This is a genomic window from Thermoproteota archaeon, from assembly GCA_003352285.1.
GTDB lineage: Archaea > Thermoproteota > Nitrososphaeria > Nitrososphaerales > Nitrosopumilaceae > PXYB01.
The window spans coordinates 56,115-74,834 of sequence record QQVN01000002.1 but is presented as its reverse complement, the minus strand read 5'-3'; the positions used below and the strand labels follow the sequence as shown (position 1 = coordinate 74,834).

Genomic DNA, 18,720 nt, shown 5'->3' with positions numbered 1-18,720 from the left:
TTTATTTTGTACTTCCAAGAACGTTTGTTCCAATGTTTTCAAAGGCATAGATCACACCGTTAATCCATAAATAATCAGGATCAGCAAATCGGTAAAATCCTGATTCGGTGATTGTTACACTAAATGATTCTCCAGGTGCAATTGCTCCAGTGTCGATTCTTCCATCAAGTGTAAATGTACAATCAGATTGTTTGTAGCTAGAACCTTCCTTTAATTTTGTACTTTCATCACAAATTTTTACATTTGATTGTGCACTTCTGGCATTACTTCCTAATCCCTCACCGCTTGTGATTCTGTGAGGCACTGTGTCATCATTAACCCATTTTATTGTGGTTCCTGGTTTCATAGTAATTCTATCCATTGAGATGTATGATTGTTGTGAGCCTTGTCCAGAAGAGAGACTCTTACTTCCAAGAGCTTCAATGTAGTTTGCTGCAACTGCTTTAGTTGATGCTCCTTTAAAGATCCTAATAGTAATTTCGTTTTGTTTTTCGGGTGTTACAGTAGTTGGGGTTTTGACTGCGGTAAACTTGGAGAGTTGTGAAGTGTAAACTATTTTGTATGTTTCGTCATCAATACTTGCTTTTCCTGAAAAGCTGTAGATTGAACCAATGTTAGTTTCTTGAATTAGTTTCCCAAATAGACTGAATGATAAATCATCGCCGGTTAAACCATCGGCAGTTCCTGAAATTCTTAGAAATCTTCCATCACGTAAAACTGTGCCACGTAAGTTGTCAATAGAGAAATCATCATCATTGACTGTGATAAAACCATTATCAATTGTTATTGTACCTCGGGTGTTTACAATCGAACCTGTTGTTAGATCAAAATTTATCAATGAAATTTTTATTTGATCATCAGTTACCGCATATCCTGAACCTTCTAAGACAAATGGATTGTTAGATGCTAATGCCCCTGAGGCTTCATTAGTGGTTACTCCTAGTAATAATCCTGAAAATGCTATAATTGATAATATTATGAAACGTTTCACTATTGATGATGGTTCTAATTTGGTTTATAATTTACTACTAAATTATTTTAGATTAAATCAATAGTTAGTCTAAACATGATCAGATTCCTGGTAGCTCAAATCCACTTTCTTGTACCAGACTTATCATGTAAAACTCTAAAAATCCTCCAGCTAACAAAAGTCCAATCATTATCCCAATCTCGATTATTGTAGGTTTCATTATTGGGTAGAGAGGATTCTTTTTGACTATGGCATGAATTAGGATGTAGCTTCTAGAGATGCCCAGAGAATAAGCCACTAATTCCATGATGCCAAATGGAGACAAGTAGAGAAGAGCTAATGGGGGCATTCCTGCAAGAATTGGTGTTACTGCAACAATTGATGCAAATGCGTATCCTGTAGACCACGCTGAGAAGAGTCCCCAGCCCACACCAAACCCAGGGATAAACATTGGTAAGGCAATAGACGTGTTATGTATAAAAATTCCAATAGAATCAATGTCTTTTACAAGCTCTTCAAATTCTTCTAAAAATGCTTGTGCTTCCTCATCATTTACTTCACTCATAGAACCTAGTTGATATGCTCCTGAAAATAATGCCATAAAAATAAAAAATAGTAATATTCGTTTTTTCATAATAACTAAAAATTTTTCAAACACTATTTGAGCCTGTTGGTGTGTAATGTGCGCAGATTTAATTAAAACGTCATAGATTTTTTGATGTTGAATAGAGAAGTTTCACTCGCATTAAACTACGCGTTAAACAAGGGATTCCAGATACATCCTGATGCATTAAAAATTCTGGAGGGAGTTCAGATTGAGGATCTGCAGCATGTCATTAAAGAGGTGGTAAGGCAAAAGACACGGCAAAAATTATTTTTAATAAATCAGGATGACTTGGAGATGTTTTTAGGGATAAAAGAAGATGCTGCTCTAAAAAGTGAGTTTCGAATACTTTCAGATCCTTCTTCAAAGATTACATCAGCTGAAGGGGTATCTGGGTATAACATGTTGTTTGCAAGCCGTCTTGCAAAACTTAAAAAAATAATATCAAACAGGCCTGAGGCGAGGTTGTTAAAGTCGATATCCTCAGTAATTGCGACAAAATCGGAGGATGATATGTATGTGTCAGGGCTTGTAACTGAGAGATCATCAGAGAGAAGTGTTGTTAGAATTACAGTGGAGGATCCCACGGGTGTGCTAGAGGGTATTGTTTTTGATAAAGACTTGCAGCAGGTCTCTGAAGTGTTGCTAATAGATCAGTACGTTATGTTAAAGGTCTCTGCCTCAAAAAAAGGTGGATATATCATAAAAGATGTGATTTTACCCGATATTCCCGATAAGGCGTCAAACAGGTCTGAGACAGATACGTACGCTGTCTTTCTTTCTGATTTGCATATTGGAAGTAAGTATTTCATGGAAAAAGAGTTTGAGGATTTTGTCGTATGGTTATCGAGTCCAGACCCAATAGCAAGAAAAACTCGTTTTGTTTTGATTGGTGGGGACTTGGTTGATGGTGTTGGGATATATCCAAACCAAGACAAGGAATTGGATTTTCCAACAATTGAATCCCAACTATCAAAGACCTATGATCTTTTATCAAAAATCCCAAAAAACATTCATGTTGTAATAATGCCTGGAAACCACGATCCTGGAAGGCGGGCACTTCCTCAGCCAGCTATTCCAAAAAAATACAATTCAGCTTTTTGGGAGACTCAAAATTTCCACATGGTAGGAAATCCATCTATGGTATCGCTAAACGGGGTGAGAGTATTGATGTTTCACGGTCAGAGTATTGATGATATTGTGAAGGTAACTCCGGGATTAAGTTACGACAAGCCGGTAAATGTAATGAAACACTTGTTGAGGGCTAGGCATATGAGTCCTGTTTATGGAAGTCAAACCCCAATAGCCCCAGAGTCAGAAGATATGATGGTGATTGATGAAGTGCCTGATGTTTTCCATGTGGGGCACGTACATGTAGTCGACTTGGACCTATACCGTGGAGTATTGATGATTAATTCGGGAACATGGCAGAATCAAACGCCTTTTCAATCAAGTGTTGGGATAACACCTACGCCTGGGCTGGCAATCATTCTTAATTTGAAAACCTTCAAGGTTTATTCTAAGGATTTTAGTGTTAGATAATATCTTCCAGTGATAGGTCGTCACTGAATGTTTGTTTTACCATATCGGTGGGAATTGTTAGTTTGAATTTTTTTGTTCTTCCATGAATTCCTTGGTGCACTATACGACCTGTGATTATTCCAGACATTTCTATTTCACTGAGCATTTGGGTAACACGTCTTTGTGTTAGTTCCTTTTGCCTGATAATTTTACAGAGATCCTTGTATGCTGAATAAATTTCGCCAGTAGATGCTCCGTTTGCCTTCATGACTGCAATAATTAGTAATTTTTCATGTAAAGGGTATGATTTTAGGGCCGTGATCTCTTTGTTTTCTTCAATTTTTTGGGACGCTTCCCTGATGTGTTTTTCAGTGACTTTTTTGGCCTGTTCTCTTTCAGCCATTTCCCCTGCAACCCTAAGAAGATCAATTGCTCGTCTTGCATCGCCGTGTTCTCTACCTGCCATGGCAGCACATAGGTTGAGTGCAGATTCCTCAATAGAGTCATCCAAGAAGGCTTCTCTAATTCGCTCCTCTAAGATTTTGTTTAGTTGTTCTACAGAATAGTTAGTAAATACTACCTCTTCCTCACCAAGGCTACTAATCACCCTAGGATCAAGTGTTTCTTTGAAAGTAAGGTCATTTGAAATGCCTACTAGTGTAAGGGAGCCTGACTTTATTCTCTCATTTGCTCTTGTGAGTTGGTATAGGATGTCTTTACCTGTTTTTGATACCAGTTGGGCTAGGTAATCAATCTCATCTACAACAAATATCGCATTAATTTTTTCATCTTCGATGTTTTTTAAGAGGCGTTTGAAGACTTCGCTAATTGCTAGGCCTGTGGAAGGAAGTTCTTTTTCGGAGAGGTTTAGTTGCCTTCCTAGACTTACTAAAAGTCCATAGAGTGTTGTTTCGTCTTTTGAGTTGGCGTAAATTAGTTTAATTGGAAAGTTGCTCTTCTCAACTCTTTCTTGTATTTTTGAGAGTACCTTTCTAACAACTAGGGTTTTTCCTGTTCCTGGTTTTCCATATACTAGAAGATTTGATGGTCTTGATTGTTTTAAAATTGGTAATAATGATTGGGTGACCTTTTCTTGTTCAGAGTCCCTATGATGAATTACATTTGGAATGTATGTAAAATGTAGAATGTTTCGGTTTTTAATTAATGATTTACCGGTTTCTGCTGCATCAAGCATTCTATCTATTGGGTCTAATGTAGTCACGCTCATCTCGGGATCCATTTTTTCATCCATTAACTCTTCAATGGATCCTATTGTTATTTTTAACATTGAGGATCGTTTCAATTGACCAGTTTTGATCGCATATATTTTCCATAAAGATACTCAGACACCATTGTTTCTAGTGTGGATAATTTAGAATGATATTGGATTCTAGTATAGTTAGTAGTTAGATTCTCTTAAAAAAAATTAAAAGAAAAAAAGAGTGGAAATATCGGTGTGTGGGTTTTCCATGTTAACAATCAGTTAATGAAATGTTAAGTAAATCCAAAAAGAACGCTAAATGACCCCTTTATTTCCACTCTAGGCGTGAAGATAGATGTTAACATTGTTAATATCAAAAAACTACCCCTTTATTTCCAGTCCAGGCGTGAAATTAAACATATCTTAAGGCTGTTTAGGCTATCTATTGTTAATAACAAAAAACCTCCTAGGCATGGGCTAGGCAGTCAATGTTAACAAACCACTTAGTTAACAAAACTGACCGGATCTATTGAAGAGTTAACATCAGATCCTCATTGATCACTCTATGGCTAAGAAACGTATTCGTATTGATATGGAGGACTCTGAAGGAGCAAGATATGATATCAAACTTGAAGGAAATGTAACTAGAGAAAAAGTCCTAAAAATCTTCGAAATGATGGACTTGATGAATATTGAAGAAGGTCAAGAAGCCCGAAATTTAGACTCGGTTGGCTCAAAAATATGGAATATTGTAGACAAAAACTACCCTATAGGCAAGTTCACATCAACATCAATCCTAGAGAAATACGAAGACGAGTATAACGAGCCCATCAAACTAAGTGTGATCTCAACATATTTGTCCAGGTTTGCCCAGAAAGGCAGGATTGAGCGTACAAGAACAGGTAGAGAATGGTCATATCAGACCATAAAACTACTCTCAAAAGAACGGACTTAGGATATCATTACCTTTCTTACAATTAGCCTATCTCTACCCAAAATCACTTTAACATAATCACCCTTTTGCATCTCCATGTATTTTCTAAACTGTTTAGGTATAGATATCGTCCCTGCCGAAGAAATCTTAACTAAAATCTCATGATGTTCGTAATTTTCACTAGCCATAAATTAAATATTAATTTATAATATATATAATTTTATAAAATGTATAAATTATAAATTATAATAAAAATTACTAAAAATCATTACTAAAACCCAAAAAAACAAAATTCAGATAACTCTATACCACAGTTGGGTTATTTTCCAGAACACTAATTCGCTCTTTACCTTTTGGAGTAATTGAATATGTGTAGGGTTTTGTGTTGGTGTTACGATCAACATATCCATCATCAAATAACTTCTTCATCAATCTAGAAGTATGTTCCCTAGTCCTATCAATTGTGACTTGAATATCACGTGATGTCATAGGTTTGCTTGTGATTAGCTTCAAGACATATTCTGTCACATCACCATGTGGTAAATTAGGCGTAATTTCCTGTTTTTGGTGGCTGGCTGGCTTGATGTCAACTACAGGCTCAGGTTTAGGCACATCTTGCTGTGTATTTTTACTAAAATCCTTAATCTGTGGAGAGGATTCAGGCATTTTTACACTTAATGACTCCATATCAATAGCATCCATGCGTATTTTCATGTCAATTAACTGCCTTTCATAGTACTCTAAACGTTCAACATATGATGGATCAAGCGTATTTTTCTTCAAATTTACGTATGGTCTAATTTTATAATACAAATACAACCCAAACAAACCTACCAAAAATGCAACAATTCCACTCAAAATCACTTCTGGATCAGGAATTTCTACTAACATCACATAATTTAGGCGTGGATTGTGATTTATCGTGATAGAACAACATAATTTCACCAAATAGATAACTTACACATCATACAAATCATCACATCATACGTTACTACATCAAACTAAATGGTGATTGGAAATCACACACTACACGCCTGCCGAATGAGCCTGTCTATCACCATCATGACTTCATCCTCTCTTTCTGGGAAAACATCACTATCTTTTATCACAGAAACCTGCTGTGCTAGTCTTGACATCACATCAATATCATCAGGAAGAAGTATGCCTAAACCACGAAGTAACACAATAGAATAGTAGAAACTTATTAATTTCTGCCTAGATTGGCCTAATTGTCGATAATACGCACCTTTACTAATTCTAAACTCTGATTCTAGAAGATTCTTATGATTTAAAATAATTTCAATTTGTCGCTCAGTAAACAATGATTTTTTGATAATTTGCTCAATAATTCTATTAAATTTAGACTCTTCAATGTCTGCCAAAGCTATACAAATCTGTATACAGCATTCCAATTAAACTTTAAAGAGCTCATATCAAACCTGAGTTATGACCAAAATCAAGGTAGAATCATACCTAAATTCAGAATTAAAGAAAAAGAAAGCATTACTATTCGTACTTATAGATTCAGAAATTTCTAATCAAAACTCTTCAGCAAACCTAGCAAAACAGGTAGAGAAGATAGGGGCTTCTGCCATACTGGTTGGAGGATCTTCCGCTACTGATCAAATAGAAATGTCTCAAGTAGTAAAGACAATTAAAAAATCAATAAAAATTCCAATAATATTATTCCCTGGGAATGTTACTGGTGTTGTCCCAGAGGCCGACGCCATTTTGTTTAGCTCATTAATGAACTCTGAAAACCCATATTTTATTACCCAAGCCCAGGCATTAGGCGCTCCAAGCGTACTAAAATTTGGATTAGAACCCCTTCCTACAGCATATCTTGTGATAGGTGATGGCACATCAGCCTGGTTTGTCGGTTCTGCACGTGGTATTCCCTTTGAAAAACCAAAGATTGCTGCAGCCTATGCGCTTGCAGCACAATTTCTTGGAATGCGTTTTGTTTATCTTGAAGCTGGGTCAGGAGCAAAGACGACAGTTCAACCTGATATGGTCAAAACTGTAAGGAAACTCTTTAACGGTTTTCTTATCGTTGGAGGAGGAATAAAAGATGCAAAAACAGCCAAAAGTTTGGTCGAAGCAGGAGCAGACGCTTTGGTGATTGGGACCTTGTTGGAAAAAGGAGGCAAACTAAGCAAGCTGACCGAAATCTCAAAAGCAATGAAAACTGCTAAAAAATAGGACGTTAAATGTCAGAAAACGACGCAATTTTACGCATTAAAGGCCTTAAAATGCCTCATAATTATCAGAAATACTATTCTGAACTATCAGACGAAGCATACAGAATTTTTGAAAGCGCAGCATTGGCAAAATCATCCCTAGTTGATTCTTCTGGAATGATTGAGCCAAAAATTGCATTTGACCTTGCAGACCGTGTTGCAAAAATGCACGATATTGATATTTCAGAGCCACTAAGGGAACTGCTAAAAACAAATGGTAAAGAACTATCTGCACTTTTACTTTCAAAGGAGATAGCACTTGGGAAATACCTCCCACCAGATTCTACACTTGAGGAGAGACTGGACCTTGCAGTAAGGGTAGGGCTGGCAATAGTAACAGAGGGTGTGACAATAGCTCCACTGCAAGGAATTTCTGAAGTAAAAATAAAGAAAAACAAAGATGGAACAGAATATCTTTCGGTATCTATAGCTGGTCCGATGAGATCAGCTGGCGGTACAGAGTCTGCTGTTACAATGCTTATAGCAGATCATGTAAGAAAAGCAGCTAACCTATCAAGATACCAAGCAAATTCATTTGATGACGAAACTGGAAGATTTGTAGAGGAATTAAGAATTTATGAACGCGAAGCAAGCAGTTTCCAATTTCATGTTCTTGATGAAGATATTGTAACTGTAATCTCAAATCTCCCAGTTGAGCTTGATGGAGTTGATACGGATCCATTTGAAGTAGTAAATCACAAAGGAATGGTAAGAATCAAGACAGACAGGGTTCGAGGCGGTGCACTTAGGGTTCTAAATGACGGATTAATTGGTAGAGCAAAAAAACTAGTAAAAAGAATTGAGCAGTACAACTTGGATGGTTGGGAATGGCTTAATGATCTCAAGGGAGCTATCCAAACTGGAGACAGTCAAGAAGATGCTGCCTCAAAAAGAATGCGTGAAGTCATTACAGGAAGATCTGTGCTATCCATGCCAAACAGATTGGGAGGATTTAGGCTAAGATATGGACGAGCATGTAATACGGGGTTTGCATGTATTGGATTTCATCCAGTAATTGCTGAAATTTTAGATCACACTATTGCCGTTGGCACACAAGTAAAAATTGACATGCCTGGTAAGGGAGCTACTGTAGCATTTGTTGACTCCATTGAAACACCTATAGTTCGTTTAAAGAACGGTGATGTAGTAAAAATTTCAAACATTCAACATGGAATTCAAATCAAAAACGAAATTGAAAAAATCCTTCATCTTGGTGACGTATTAATTTCATTTGGAGACTTCTTAGAAAACAACGCACAACTTGTACCCTCAGGATATGTTGAAGAATACTGGAATGAAGAACTAAAAGAAATTATAAAAAAATACGAATCTGATAAGGACAGGTTAGAAAAGTTTCTCAAAGAAACTCCCTCATTAGATGAAGCATTAGAGCTATCAATCCAATTCAAAATCCCACTACATCCAAAATATCTCTTTTATTGGGATCAGATAACAAACAATGAATTCCTACAAGTTCTAAAACCACTTGAAATTTTAGACAATCAGATCGTTTATTCGTCAACCTGTAAAAAAACTTTGGAGAAACTTGGGGTTCCACATAAACTTCAAAACAACAAAATAATTTTAGATGGAACCGAAGCTGAAGTTTTCTTTTCGTTGTTGTTTAGAAATAAGATTGAACCAGATGAATCCTCACCAATCCCAAAAATAATTTCAACGTCATCTGGAATCCAAATTCGAAATAAGTTTTCTACTTCCATCGGAGTGAGGATTGGAAGACCTGAAAAAGCAGCACCACGACAAATGAAACCTCCTATACATACTCTATTTCCTGTAAATGAGAGGGGTGGAATCACAAGAGATCTGTTAAAGGCCATAAACTCACCCAATTTTTACACAAAGATCTCAAACAGATTTTGCAAAGATTGTAACGAACCATCAATTGGAATTCGTTGCCAAAAATGCGGAAACAAAACCTCCACCGTTTTTGTATGTCCTGTATGCAGATCAAAACTCGCAGAAGAATTTTGTGAAAAATGTAAAAGAAAAACCCTAGCGTACTCATATCAGGAATTTCCATTAAAGGAGAAACTCTTAGTCGCTCAAGAGAGGACAGGTCTTAGAGCAAAAGAGCCATTCAAAGGAGTAAAAGAACTCATCAATCAAGACAGAATTGCAGAACCACTTGAAAAAGGACTGATTAGGCAAAGTCTTGGACTGACCGTCTTTAAAGATGGCACAATTCGATTCGATGCTACAAACTGCCCTTTGACTCACTTCAAACCATCCTGGATTGGCACATCCATTTCTAAGCTAAATGAGCTTGGATACACACATGACATTAATGGTAACCCATTGACTGATTCAGATCAAATCGTTGAGATGATGATGCAGGATGTAATCATTCCACTTGAAAGTGGACGATATTTAGTTGATACCTGCAAGTACATCGATTTAGAACTCGAAAAATTTTACAACCGAGCAGGATTTTACAATGTAAAAAACACAGATGAACTAATTGGACATCTAATCATAGGTCTTGCCCCTCACACATCTGTAGGGATTGTTGGGCGAGTGATAGGATACACTGAGACTCATGTATGCTTTGGTACTCCTAACTGGCACTCTGCAAAAAGAAGAGACGCAGATGGTGATGCAGATTCAATCATGTTACTAATGGACAGTCTCCTTAATTTTTCAAGACAATTTTTGTCTGATAAAATTGGCGGCTTGATGGATGCTCCACTTTTGATACAACCACTAGTTTTGCCACATGAATCTCAACCCCAAGCACATAATTTGGAAGTCGTAAAACATTTTCCAAAAACTTTCTTTGATTCCACCATGGATAATCCCAAAGCATCAAACATCACTTCTGTTGAAATAATTAAATCAAGACTTGATACCGAAGAGCAATTCTTTAACTATCATTTTACCCACTCCACTTCTAGCTTAACAACAAGCAAATCAAGAAGTGCATATTCAACACTTGGTTCAATGCTAGATAAATTTGACATGCAAATACGAAATGCAGATCTCATTGAGGCAGTGGATACTACTGAAATTGTATCAAACGTAATTTCAACACACTTGGTGCCAGATATTATGGGAAATCTAAGAGCCTACGCAAGACAGAGTTTTCGATGTACTGCTTGTGGACGTAGTTACAGAAGAACTCCTTTGCTACAGCATTGTATTTGTGGTAACAAGGTCATTCAGACTATAACGAGAGCATCCATTGAAAAATATCTAAAACTTGCAAAAAGACTAGTTGACAAATACCAAGTGAGTGTTTATCAAAGAGGACGAATACATGCATTATCTGATGAAATTGAGCTTGTATTTGGTAAAAGTGACGGAGATCAGGCTTTGTTAACCGATTACAACTAGCGTAATTTTACGTATTCATACGCACCAAGTTTTTTATCAAAACAATAATGCACCTTTTGGAAATCTTTTCTCAATGATTTTACTTTGGGTAAAATCTTCTTAGGATCTTTCTTGTCAATAACGACCTGTTTGATAAATGATGCAATCTCTTTCATTTCAGAACCTTTCATTCCTAATCTCGTAATCTCAGATACTCCTAATCTAATTCCTCCAGGATGGAAATAGTTTCTACCAGCTTTAATGTCTCCGGGAATTAATTGTCTGTTGACAATTATGTTTGCTTTTTCCAAATTAGCTTCAACTTCTCCACCATCTGAATAATCTAAAACATTTACAGCAATTTGGTGAGATTTTGTAAAACCTCTACTCTCACCAAGAACCTTAAAACCAAATCCACTAAGTGATTCTGCAAGAATCTTTGCATTCTTTATCACATCCTTAGCATAATCTTTTCCAAACTCTAATGCCTCAGCAAATGTAATTGCTTTAGCTGCCATGTGATGAATGTGATGGCTGCTTGTTAGACCTGGGAATGTAGCTTTCTTGATTGCATCTCCATGTTTTTCAGAACCTAAGACCAATCCTCCTTGGGGACCAAATAATGTCTTGTGAGTACTCATTGTCATGGTATCAGCTCCCTCTCGTAAAGGATCTTGAAATTCTCCACCAGCAATCAAACCTGCTACGTGTGCTGCATCATAATTAACATGCATACCATGTCCTTTAAGAAACTCAGCTAATTCCTTTACCGGATGAGGAAACAAAAACAATGAGCCTCCAAACATTGCCATCTTTGGAAGTCGTCCTGATTTTTTTAGCTCTTCCACCTTTTGTTTTGTTTTATCAACATCAATAGTCATCTCTTCGGCATCAAATGGATAAAACTCAATTTCTAAACCATGAACTAAACCTGCAGTACCAGAGTGCTCTTTCTTTCCGTGAGAGATATGGCCACCTGCAGGAATTGATGGAGCAAGCATTACATCTCCAGGATTTGTAAATGCAGAGTATATTGCAAGATTTGCAACTACTCCAGAAATAGCTCTAACATCGGCAAATTCGGCTTTGAAAAGCTTCTTTGCAAGCTTCATGCATTCAAATTCGACTTCGTCAATGTAGATACATCCAGCATAAACTCGCTCTCCTGGCCAGCCTTCTGCATATCTATTCCCAAAGTCCGATATTATGGCCTCCCTTACTGCTGGACTTGGAACATTCTCACTAGCAATAAGTGGAATGGAGTTCTCAAACCACTTGTTATGGTCTTTTAATTGTGAGAAGATTTTCTTATAGGATTTTTTGTTAGCAGTCTCAGCCATGCTCTGGCAAACTATTTTCCCAATTTAAAAACACCGATTATTTTTTTGAATGTCTGCTGATCTAAACAACGTATAAAAAGGGAATATGAGGTCTTTGGGCCATGAGTGGACAAATTGCAAAAGGAAACATGCCAGTAGTCCTGTTAAAGGATGGCGCATCTGAAACCAAAGGTCGTGAGGCTCAAAAAAATAACATTCAAGCATGCAAAATTGTCTCAGAACTAGTCCGCTCAAGTTTGGGTCCACGTGGAATGGACAAGATGTTAGTAGATTCTCTAGGTGATGTTACAATTACAAATGACGGCGCAACAATTCTCAAAGAGATTGATGTCCAGCACCCAGCAGCAAAGATGCTGGTTGAAATTTCAAAATCTACTGATAATGAGGTTGGAGACGGTACCACATCAGCAGTTGTCTTGGCAGGAGCTCTGTTGGAGAGTGCAGAATCTCTAGTTCTTCAAGACGTTCATCCAACAATTATTGTTGATGGATATCGAAAGGCAGCAAAGAAAGCAAAACATTACTTGCAAGAAATCGCTGACAAAGTTTCCTCTAATGATAAAAACATACTAAACAAAATTGCAAAAACATCAATGCAAACTAAACTTGTTAGAAAAGATTCTGATTTACTCGCTGATATGATTGTAAAAGCAGTCTTGGCAGTTGCTGAAAAAGAAGGCGAGTCATACTCTGTAGATATTGATGATATTAAAGTTGAAAAGAAGGCTGGAGGATCTATTGGAGACTCTGCCCTGATACAAGGTATTGTATTGGATAAAGAAGTAGTTCATGGTCAAATGCCAAAGAAAGTTACTGATGCAAAAATTGCACTAATCAACACTGCACTTGAAATCAGCAAGACTGAGACTGATGCCAAGATTAACATTTCAAACCCTCAACAAATGAAAGCATTTTTGGATGAAGAAAACAGAATGCTGAAAAATATGGTTGACAAAGTTATTGCCTCTGGTGCAAACGCAGTTCTATGTCAAAAAGGCATTGATGATATGGCACAACACTATCTTGCTAAAGCAGGAGTTTTAGCTGTTAGAAGAATTAAGGAAAGTGATCTTACTAAACTCGCAAAAGCAACAGGTGCCAGAATTGTTACTAACTTAGATGACCTATTTGAGAAAGATCTTGGAACAGCAGAAACTGTAGAAGAGAGAAAGATCGAAGAGGATCGTTGGGTCTTCATTGAGGGATGTAAACATCCAAAAGCTGTTACCCTCTTACTAAGAGGCGGTTCTCAAAGAGTTGTTGATGAAGTTGACAGATCAGTACATGATGCTGTCATGGTAGTAAAAGACGTAATGGAAGAACCATCAATTGTCGCTGGTGGTGGTGCACCTGAAACATATGCAGCAACTAAACTACGAAACTGGTCAAAATCTCTTGAAGGTAGAGAACAATTAGCAGTCGAAAAATTTGCAGACGCATTAGAAGCAATTCCATTAACACTTTCTGAAAATGCAGGAATGGATCCAATTGATACCCTAACCGCATTGCGTTCAAGACAACTTAAAGGAGAAAAATGGACTGGCATTGATGTAATGAAAGGAAAGATTGCTAATATGAAATCCAGTGATATTATCGAACCACTTTCTGTTAAAAATCAAATTGTATCTGCTGCATCAGAAGCTGCTTGTATGATTCTAAGAATCGATGATGTTGTATCCACAACAAAATCTGCCGGACCTCCACCTGGCGCTGAAGGCGGAATGCCACCTGGAATGGGTGGAATGGGAGGAATGCCACCTGGAATGGGTGGAATGCCTGATATGGGCGGAATGATGTAGATTCCAATTAGGAATTCTCAAAAGTTTATTTGATGACATAATTTACGAAAACTATTGAGCAAGACTGCTTCTCGTACAATAACTGGAATCAAGTATGTCTACCTTGCAATCTTCTTTGCATTATTGTCGGGATTTTTCCATCCTTTGATTACTGGAGCTCCCTTTGACAGTGTTATTATCGGTGTCTTGGTTCTTTTTGTAGGTCTTGCAGGCGGAGTACTAGTGTACAAAGCTGCGACTTCAGATAAGAGGAGAGGAATTTATCTTGGAGGAGGATTTGGTTTAATTGCAATATCACTTACTTACATTTTTCAGTTGACTGGAAGAGCCTAACTATACATCAAAATACAAATAGAATTCGTGTGGGTGAGGCCTAATTGAGATCTCTTTGTGGTCTCTTCTCTCCAACTCGATTATCTTATCAATGACATCATTAGTGAAAATAGGAGTAAGGAACTTTCTATCACTCTCCAACTCATCTAATGCTTCACCTAAATTAGCTGGGAGCACACCGATTCCTCTCTTTATGCGCTCAGCTTTTGTCATCTTGAAAATATCTTCTTTAACCTGATCTCCCGGTTCTTTCTTCTTCTTTAATCCATCAAGACCAGCAGCTAATACAGCAGAAAATACAAGATAGGGGTTTGCTGATGGATCAGGTGCTCTATACTCTAATCGCTTTAGATATGAGTATCCTGCACCCTTGAAATGTTTTGGAATTCTAACTATTGCAGAACGATTACTTCCACTCCATGCAATGTAAACTGGAGCTTCGTATCCTGGAACCAATCTGTGGTAAGAGTTTGTAGTAGGATTTGTAATTGCACAAAGAGCTCTTGCGTGTTCTAAAATTCCACCACAAAAGTATCTTCCAGCTTGACTTAGCTCATCTTCTTCATCTGCATCAAAGAAGATGTTCTTCTTATCTTTCCATAAACTGACATTTGAGTGCATACCAGAACCAGAATCCATTGAAATGGGTTTTGGCATCATTGTTGCAACCTTGCCGAATTTCTTTGCTATGTTTCTGATTATGAATTTGTATGATTGCGTTGCATCAGCTGCATTTGTCAAATAGTCATATCGAATGTCAATCTCACATTGACCTGCTGTTGCAACTTCGTGGTGATGATTGTCACATAAAATACCAAAATTCTCGTTTAGTACATTTACACATTCGTTTCTAAATGGCGTAAGTGTGTCTGAAGGGGTACTTGGATAATATCCCTCTTGTAACCCCATTGGATAGCCTGTTCCTTCCTGACTCCAAGGAGCTTCAACTGATTCAATTGAGTACGATTGGCCTTTGTATGGTGTAAGAACATCCCAGTGAATTTTATCAAATACAAAAAATTCCACTTCAGGACCCCATGCACTATAATCATAACCCTGAGTCTTTAGATACGCTTCAGCATTTTGTGCAATACCTCTTGGGTCTCTTGATAATCTTCCTCTATCTTCTCCCCAGTAAACATCACACAGTAACCTTGCTGTCTTGTTCTCTGTCATCCAAGGGATAACAGCATAGGTATTTGGGTCTGGTTTTAAAATTAAATCTGAATCATCTATGCTAGTAAAACCCACAATTGAAGAACCATCAAGCTTGGGTAATCCATCTTGCATCTGTTCAGGAGTAAAGGTATTTGCCGAAATTGTTGTATGGTGGAATCTGCCCATCAAACTTGTAAACTGTAAATCAATAAACTTGATGTCTTCATGCTGAATTTTTGAAAAGACCTCGTCAGGAGAATATTTAATCTGGATCGCTTTTCCGTGGCTAACTTTATACGGCAATTTAGTTCCTAACAGCTACACAAATACATCCGCCCATTTAAGAGTTAGGTAAGCCATGTCTGAAACAATAGAAATCGATCTCACTACATTGTTTGGAATAACCCAACGAGAAACTGAAAATGACACTGTACAAGAAGTAAACCCAGAACTTTACACATCTATTTCAGAATTTATTGGAAAACTAAAGAGAGAAGAATATGACAGCACAGAAGCTAAAATTAAATCCAAACTTGTCCAAATGGTTACCGAACTAACTACCATTCTAATAACTGCAAGATTAGAAAAAGCACTAAGCTCAATTCCCATTGATTATTCAAACTTACTTGATGAGGAAAAATACATCTTAGACTCTGAAGACGAAATGAGAGAACGACAAGAGATGATAGTTTCTGCAACATTAAATGGTAAATCCAAACTCCTAGAATCCATTGCACAAAAACACAAGACTAAATCTATAACAGTACGATTCCTCAAAGAGATGGACTCTATTGTTGGAGTTGATCTTGAAAAATATGGCCCGTTTAAAACTGAGGACGTTGCTACTATTCCTTATGAAAATGCCCAAGCACTAATCTCAAAATCAATTGCTGTAAAGATTAGAGTAGATGATTAGATAGAAATTATCCTAATACAGTAAAATTTCATGTCACATACCGGAGTCGATGTTATTGACTTTCTTTTTTATACAGTTTATCCAGTGATTGGTATTTTCATTGTTGAGGGGATTAGTAGGCTAGTAAAAGCTCCAAAGTGGATAAAACTTTGGGTGCAAGCTGCAGTATCAATTGGATTTGGAATTTATTATTGGTTCATTTTACCTGCTCCGGAAAACTTTCCATTAACTGCGATGGTGATGTTTGCGCTTGCGATTGCACTCATTTATCAAGGAAGAAGAGCAAAAATTTCACCTGATAAATCTCCATACTAATCTTTGAACTTACCAAACATTCTCTTGAAAAAACCAGGCTTGTTGGGACCACCATCTCTTATCACTCGTTTCTGCCCAAATCTTTTAGCTCTAATCTGAGTTAATTTTACACACCTGTGTTCTTCTGGAAGCCTGTGTTCGGAACAAAAAGGATCCTTACAGTAATTGCACTCAAATGGCATGTCTGTCAAGTCACCACAATAAGCACAATTTTCTGGCTTCATAGAACACTGTACAACTTTTCATTTAATAAATTCTCTAACGGTTATCACGAAAACATATTTACCATGTAGATTGAAACTGAAAGAAGATTATGTTAAAAGATAAAGTTGCAATTATTACAGGCGCAAGCAGTGGAATTGGAAATGCCACAGCACTTGCTTTATCAAAAGAAGGCGTTAAAGTTGCTGTTGGTGCAAGACGAACTGACAGACTAGAACAACTCGCAAAGAAAATTAAAGAAAACGGCGGAGAAGTCTTTTTTCAAAAACTTGATGTTACAAAAAAATCCGAATGTGATTTTTTTGTTAAAGCTGTATTAGACAAATGGGGCTCTGTTGACATTCTTGTCAATAACGCGGGGTTAATGCCTTTGAGCTTCTTCAAAAATCTTAAGGTGGATGAATGGGATAGAATGATTGATGTTAACATCAAAGGTGTACTGTATTGTACTGGTGCTGTAATCAATCATATGAAAGAGAAAAAATCTGGACATATTGTTAACATCTCATCTGTTGCTGGCCGCATAGTGTTTCCCGCAGGAAGTGTTTATTGTGCAACAAAACATGCAATCACTGCTTTCAGTGAGGGATTAAGACAGGAATTTAGCGTTCGCTCAAAAATCAGAGTTACTTGTATTGAGCCTGGCGTTGTTGCTACAGAACTAAATGATTCTATTACTGATGAATCCCTAAGTGGTTTTGTAGAAAGTGCTAAAAAAATGGAAGCATTACAGGCAGATGATATTGCAAACGCAATTGTTTATGCTGTAAAATCTCCAGAACATGTTAGTGTTAATGAAGTGTTAGTAAGACCTACAACTCAAGAACGATAATCTTAGGCTTTTTCGTTTCGATCTTTCTCTTTTGTCAAATGTTCTAAAATCGCTTTAACTTCAATTCCTAAATCAGAGGCATTTTTTGCCATATCTAATTTTTCAGGAATTTGCTGTCTAAAGCTTTCATCTTCCAACTCAATTCTTCTCTTCTCTACACAGTCAGTATGATCACTATCTCTTGCGGATATTTTATGGCAGATGGAACAAATTTTCAATAATCTCTCAGTAGAATACCACGATTTAATAATTTCATTTTTTTGTTTTGTTTCTAAGGGGCCGTCGTCTAGTTTGGCTATGATGCTAGCCTGGGGTGCTAGAGGTCGCAGGTTCAAATCCTGCCGGTCCCACCATCATACAATTGTAAAGTTACAAAATTTTCTATCAAAAGTTGGTTAAACTAGATTTTAATCAAAGGTTATAATTTGACCCGCTATCTGCAATTTGATAAAAAATGTCATACAAATCAAGACAGACAAAAATTGCACTTGCTGCAACAATAGCAGTTGTTGCAGTGGGAATTACCGGAGCATTCTTTATTCCAGCACAGAGTGCAGAAGTAATTGTACCTACAACCCAGGAAAACCAAGAAAAATATGATGCACTTGGAATTGCACAAAGATTTGTGGTAACTAGTCCTACATTTGCTTTTGATGGAGACATTAACTCACTCAAAACTGAATATGTTGGTTCCACAAAATCAATTCCACCACAATACATCTTCAAAGCAACCTTTGAATCAAGCCATGGATTCTTTGGAAATAGGGAAGGCCAAGCTCTTACTCCCGAACTCACTCCTCACACCATGATAATTTTGGTATCAGAAGGAACCGTGATTTCTGCAATAACTGACGAAACATGGGATGAGCAAAAAGAACTGTTCATACAAAGAGAGACAGATCTTGATGCTTCCAACTTTGTTTCTGAGTACGACTATACTGCACTTGAATTACTTTTAGACAACCAGTTTGTTAAAATGTAATTCATTTCCTTTTTTTATTTTAA

19 protein-coding genes, 1 tRNA gene and 1 pseudogene are annotated in these 18,720 nt (G+C 37.1%); 11 read left to right on the top strand and 10 right to left on the bottom strand.

Annotated elements, in window-relative coordinates; all coding sequences use genetic code 11:
* Position 1 precedes the first annotated feature (1 nt).
* Together DWQ18_00460 and DWQ18_00455 are read right to left on the bottom strand one after the other, a co-directional pair.
* Complete coding sequence (locus DWQ18_00460; GenBank protein RDJ34455.1) at positions 2-991, bottom strand: hypothetical protein; 990 nt, start codon at positions 989-991, stop codon at positions 2-4.
* A gap of 79 nt (positions 992-1,070) precedes the next feature.
* Positions 1,071-1,604, bottom strand: coding sequence for a stage II sporulation protein M (locus DWQ18_00455; protein RDJ34454.1), 534 nt, complete (start codon positions 1,602-1,604; stop codon positions 1,071-1,073).
* Positions 1,605-1,691: 87 nt separating this feature from the next.
* Between DWQ18_00455 and DWQ18_00450 the strand changes: the two are divergent.
* Positions 1,692-3,129 (top strand): annotated as a pseudogene (locus tag DWQ18_00450) (DNA-directed DNA polymerase II small subunit).
* Here DWQ18_00450 and DWQ18_00445 read toward each other — a convergent pair.
* Positions 3,109-4,323 carry an AAA family ATPase gene (locus DWQ18_00445; protein ID RDJ34658.1) on the bottom strand — a complete coding sequence of 405 codons (1,215 nt, stop codon included), beginning with the start codon at positions 4,321-4,323 and terminating at the stop codon, positions 3,109-3,111. The pseudogene DWQ18_00450 and the gene DWQ18_00445 sit on opposite strands and share 21 nt — an antisense overlap.
* Positions 4,324-4,861: 538 nt before the next feature.
* Between DWQ18_00445 and DWQ18_00440 the strand changes: the two genes are divergently transcribed.
* Complete coding sequence (locus tag DWQ18_00440) at positions 4,862-5,251, top strand: hypothetical protein (GenBank protein ID RDJ34453.1); 390 nt, start codon at positions 4,862-4,864, stop codon at positions 5,249-5,251.
* Here the strand turns inward: DWQ18_00440 and DWQ18_00435 are convergent.
* From DWQ18_00435 to DWQ18_00425, 3 genes are all read right to left on the bottom strand, one after another.
* Positions 5,248-5,418, bottom strand: a complete 171-nt coding sequence (locus tag DWQ18_00435) for an AbrB/MazE/SpoVT family DNA-binding domain-containing protein (protein RDJ34452.1) — start codon at positions 5,416-5,418, stop codon at positions 5,248-5,250. The two genes, DWQ18_00440 and DWQ18_00435, sit on opposite strands and share 4 nt — an antisense overlap.
* A gap of 115 nt (positions 5,419-5,533) precedes the next feature.
* Entirely contained in the window at positions 5,534-6,121 is a 588-nt protein-coding gene (locus DWQ18_00430; GenBank protein ID RDJ34451.1) for a MarR family transcriptional regulator, read from the bottom strand.
* A 128-nt stretch (positions 6,122-6,249) separates the two neighbouring features.
* On the bottom strand, positions 6,250-6,612 hold the full coding sequence (locus DWQ18_00425) for a hypothetical protein (GenBank protein ID RDJ34450.1): 363 nt from the start codon (positions 6,610-6,612) through the stop codon (positions 6,250-6,252).
* Positions 6,613-6,676: 64 nt separating this feature from the next.
* On the opposite strand from DWQ18_00425, the gene DWQ18_00420 reads away from it, so the two are divergent.
* Together DWQ18_00420 and DWQ18_00415 are read left to right on the top strand one after the other, a co-directional pair.
* On the top strand, positions 6,677-7,432 hold the full coding sequence (locus DWQ18_00420) for a geranylgeranylglyceryl/heptaprenylglyceryl phosphate synthase (protein ID RDJ34449.1): 756 nt from the start codon (positions 6,677-6,679) through the stop codon (positions 7,430-7,432).
* A gap of 8 nt (positions 7,433-7,440) precedes the next feature.
* Positions 7,441-10,821 carry a DNA polymerase II large subunit gene (locus tag DWQ18_00415; protein RDJ34448.1) on the top strand — a complete coding sequence of 1,127 codons (3,381 nt, stop codon included), beginning with the start codon at positions 7,441-7,443 and terminating at the stop codon, positions 10,819-10,821.
* Here DWQ18_00415 and DWQ18_00410 read toward each other — a convergent pair.
* Positions 10,818-12,140, bottom strand: coding sequence for a serine hydroxymethyltransferase (locus DWQ18_00410; GenBank protein ID RDJ34447.1), 1,323 nt, complete (start codon positions 12,138-12,140; stop codon positions 10,818-10,820). The genes DWQ18_00415 and DWQ18_00410 overlap by 4 nt on opposite strands.
* 101 nt (positions 12,141-12,241) lie before the next feature.
* Here DWQ18_00410 and DWQ18_00405 point away from each other — a divergent pair, with 101 nt between their 5' ends.
* Entirely contained in the window at positions 12,242-13,939 is a 1,698-nt protein-coding gene (locus tag DWQ18_00405; protein ID RDJ34446.1) for a thermosome subunit, read from the top strand.
* A 54-nt stretch (positions 13,940-13,993) separates the two neighbouring features.
* Entirely contained in the window at positions 13,994-14,272 is a 279-nt protein-coding gene (locus DWQ18_00400; protein ID RDJ34445.1) for a hypothetical protein, read from the top strand.
* On the opposite strand, the gene glnA is transcribed toward DWQ18_00400, so the two are convergent.
* The gene (gene glnA / locus DWQ18_00395) at positions 14,273-15,733 is read right to left on the bottom strand and encodes a type I glutamate--ammonia ligase (GenBank protein ID RDJ34444.1); all 1,461 of its coding nucleotides are present in this window, start codon (positions 15,731-15,733) and stop codon (positions 14,273-14,275) included.
* Positions 15,734-15,788: 55 nt separating this feature from the next.
* On the opposite strand from glnA, the gene DWQ18_00390 reads away from it, so the two are divergent.
* Together DWQ18_00390 and DWQ18_00385 are read left to right on the top strand one after the other, a co-directional pair.
* The gene (locus tag DWQ18_00390) at positions 15,789-16,346 is read left to right on the top strand and encodes a hypothetical protein (protein RDJ34443.1); all 558 of its coding nucleotides are present in this window, start codon (positions 15,789-15,791) and stop codon (positions 16,344-16,346) included.
* 30 nt (positions 16,347-16,376) lie between these two features.
* Positions 16,377-16,661 (top strand): hypothetical protein, encoded by a 285-nt coding sequence (locus tag DWQ18_00385; protein ID RDJ34442.1) that lies wholly within the window; start codon positions 16,377-16,379, stop codon positions 16,659-16,661.
* On the opposite strand, the gene DWQ18_00380 is transcribed toward DWQ18_00385, so the two are convergent.
* Positions 16,658-16,885, bottom strand: coding sequence for a nucleotide-binding protein (locus DWQ18_00380; GenBank protein ID RDJ34441.1), 228 nt, complete (start codon positions 16,883-16,885; stop codon positions 16,658-16,660). The two genes, DWQ18_00385 and DWQ18_00380, sit on opposite strands and share 4 nt — an antisense overlap.
* Before the next feature lie 89 nt (positions 16,886-16,974).
* Here DWQ18_00380 and DWQ18_00375 point away from each other — a divergent pair, with 89 nt between their 5' ends.
* Positions 16,975-17,715: an SDR family NAD(P)-dependent oxidoreductase gene (locus DWQ18_00375; protein ID RDJ34440.1), complete on the top strand. Its 741-nt coding sequence runs from the start codon at positions 16,975-16,977 to the stop codon at positions 17,713-17,715.
* Positions 17,716-17,717: 2 nt separating this feature from the next.
* Here the strand turns inward: DWQ18_00375 and DWQ18_00370 are convergent, their stop codons facing one another.
* Positions 17,718-17,933 carry a hypothetical protein gene (locus tag DWQ18_00370; GenBank protein RDJ34439.1) on the bottom strand — a complete coding sequence of 72 codons (216 nt, stop codon included), beginning with the start codon at positions 17,931-17,933 and terminating at the stop codon, positions 17,718-17,720.
* Positions 17,934-17,990: 57 nt separating this feature from the next.
* On the opposite strand from DWQ18_00370, the gene DWQ18_00365 reads away from it, so the two are divergent.
* Together DWQ18_00365 and DWQ18_00360 are read left to right on the top strand one after the other, a co-directional pair.
* Positions 17,991-18,068, top strand: a tRNA-Pro gene (locus DWQ18_00365).
* A gap of 101 nt (positions 18,069-18,169) precedes the next feature.
* The gene (locus tag DWQ18_00360) at positions 18,170-18,697 is read left to right on the top strand and encodes a hypothetical protein (GenBank protein ID RDJ34438.1); all 528 of its coding nucleotides are present in this window, start codon (positions 18,170-18,172) and stop codon (positions 18,695-18,697) included.
* Positions 18,698-18,720: the final 23 nt, after the last annotated feature.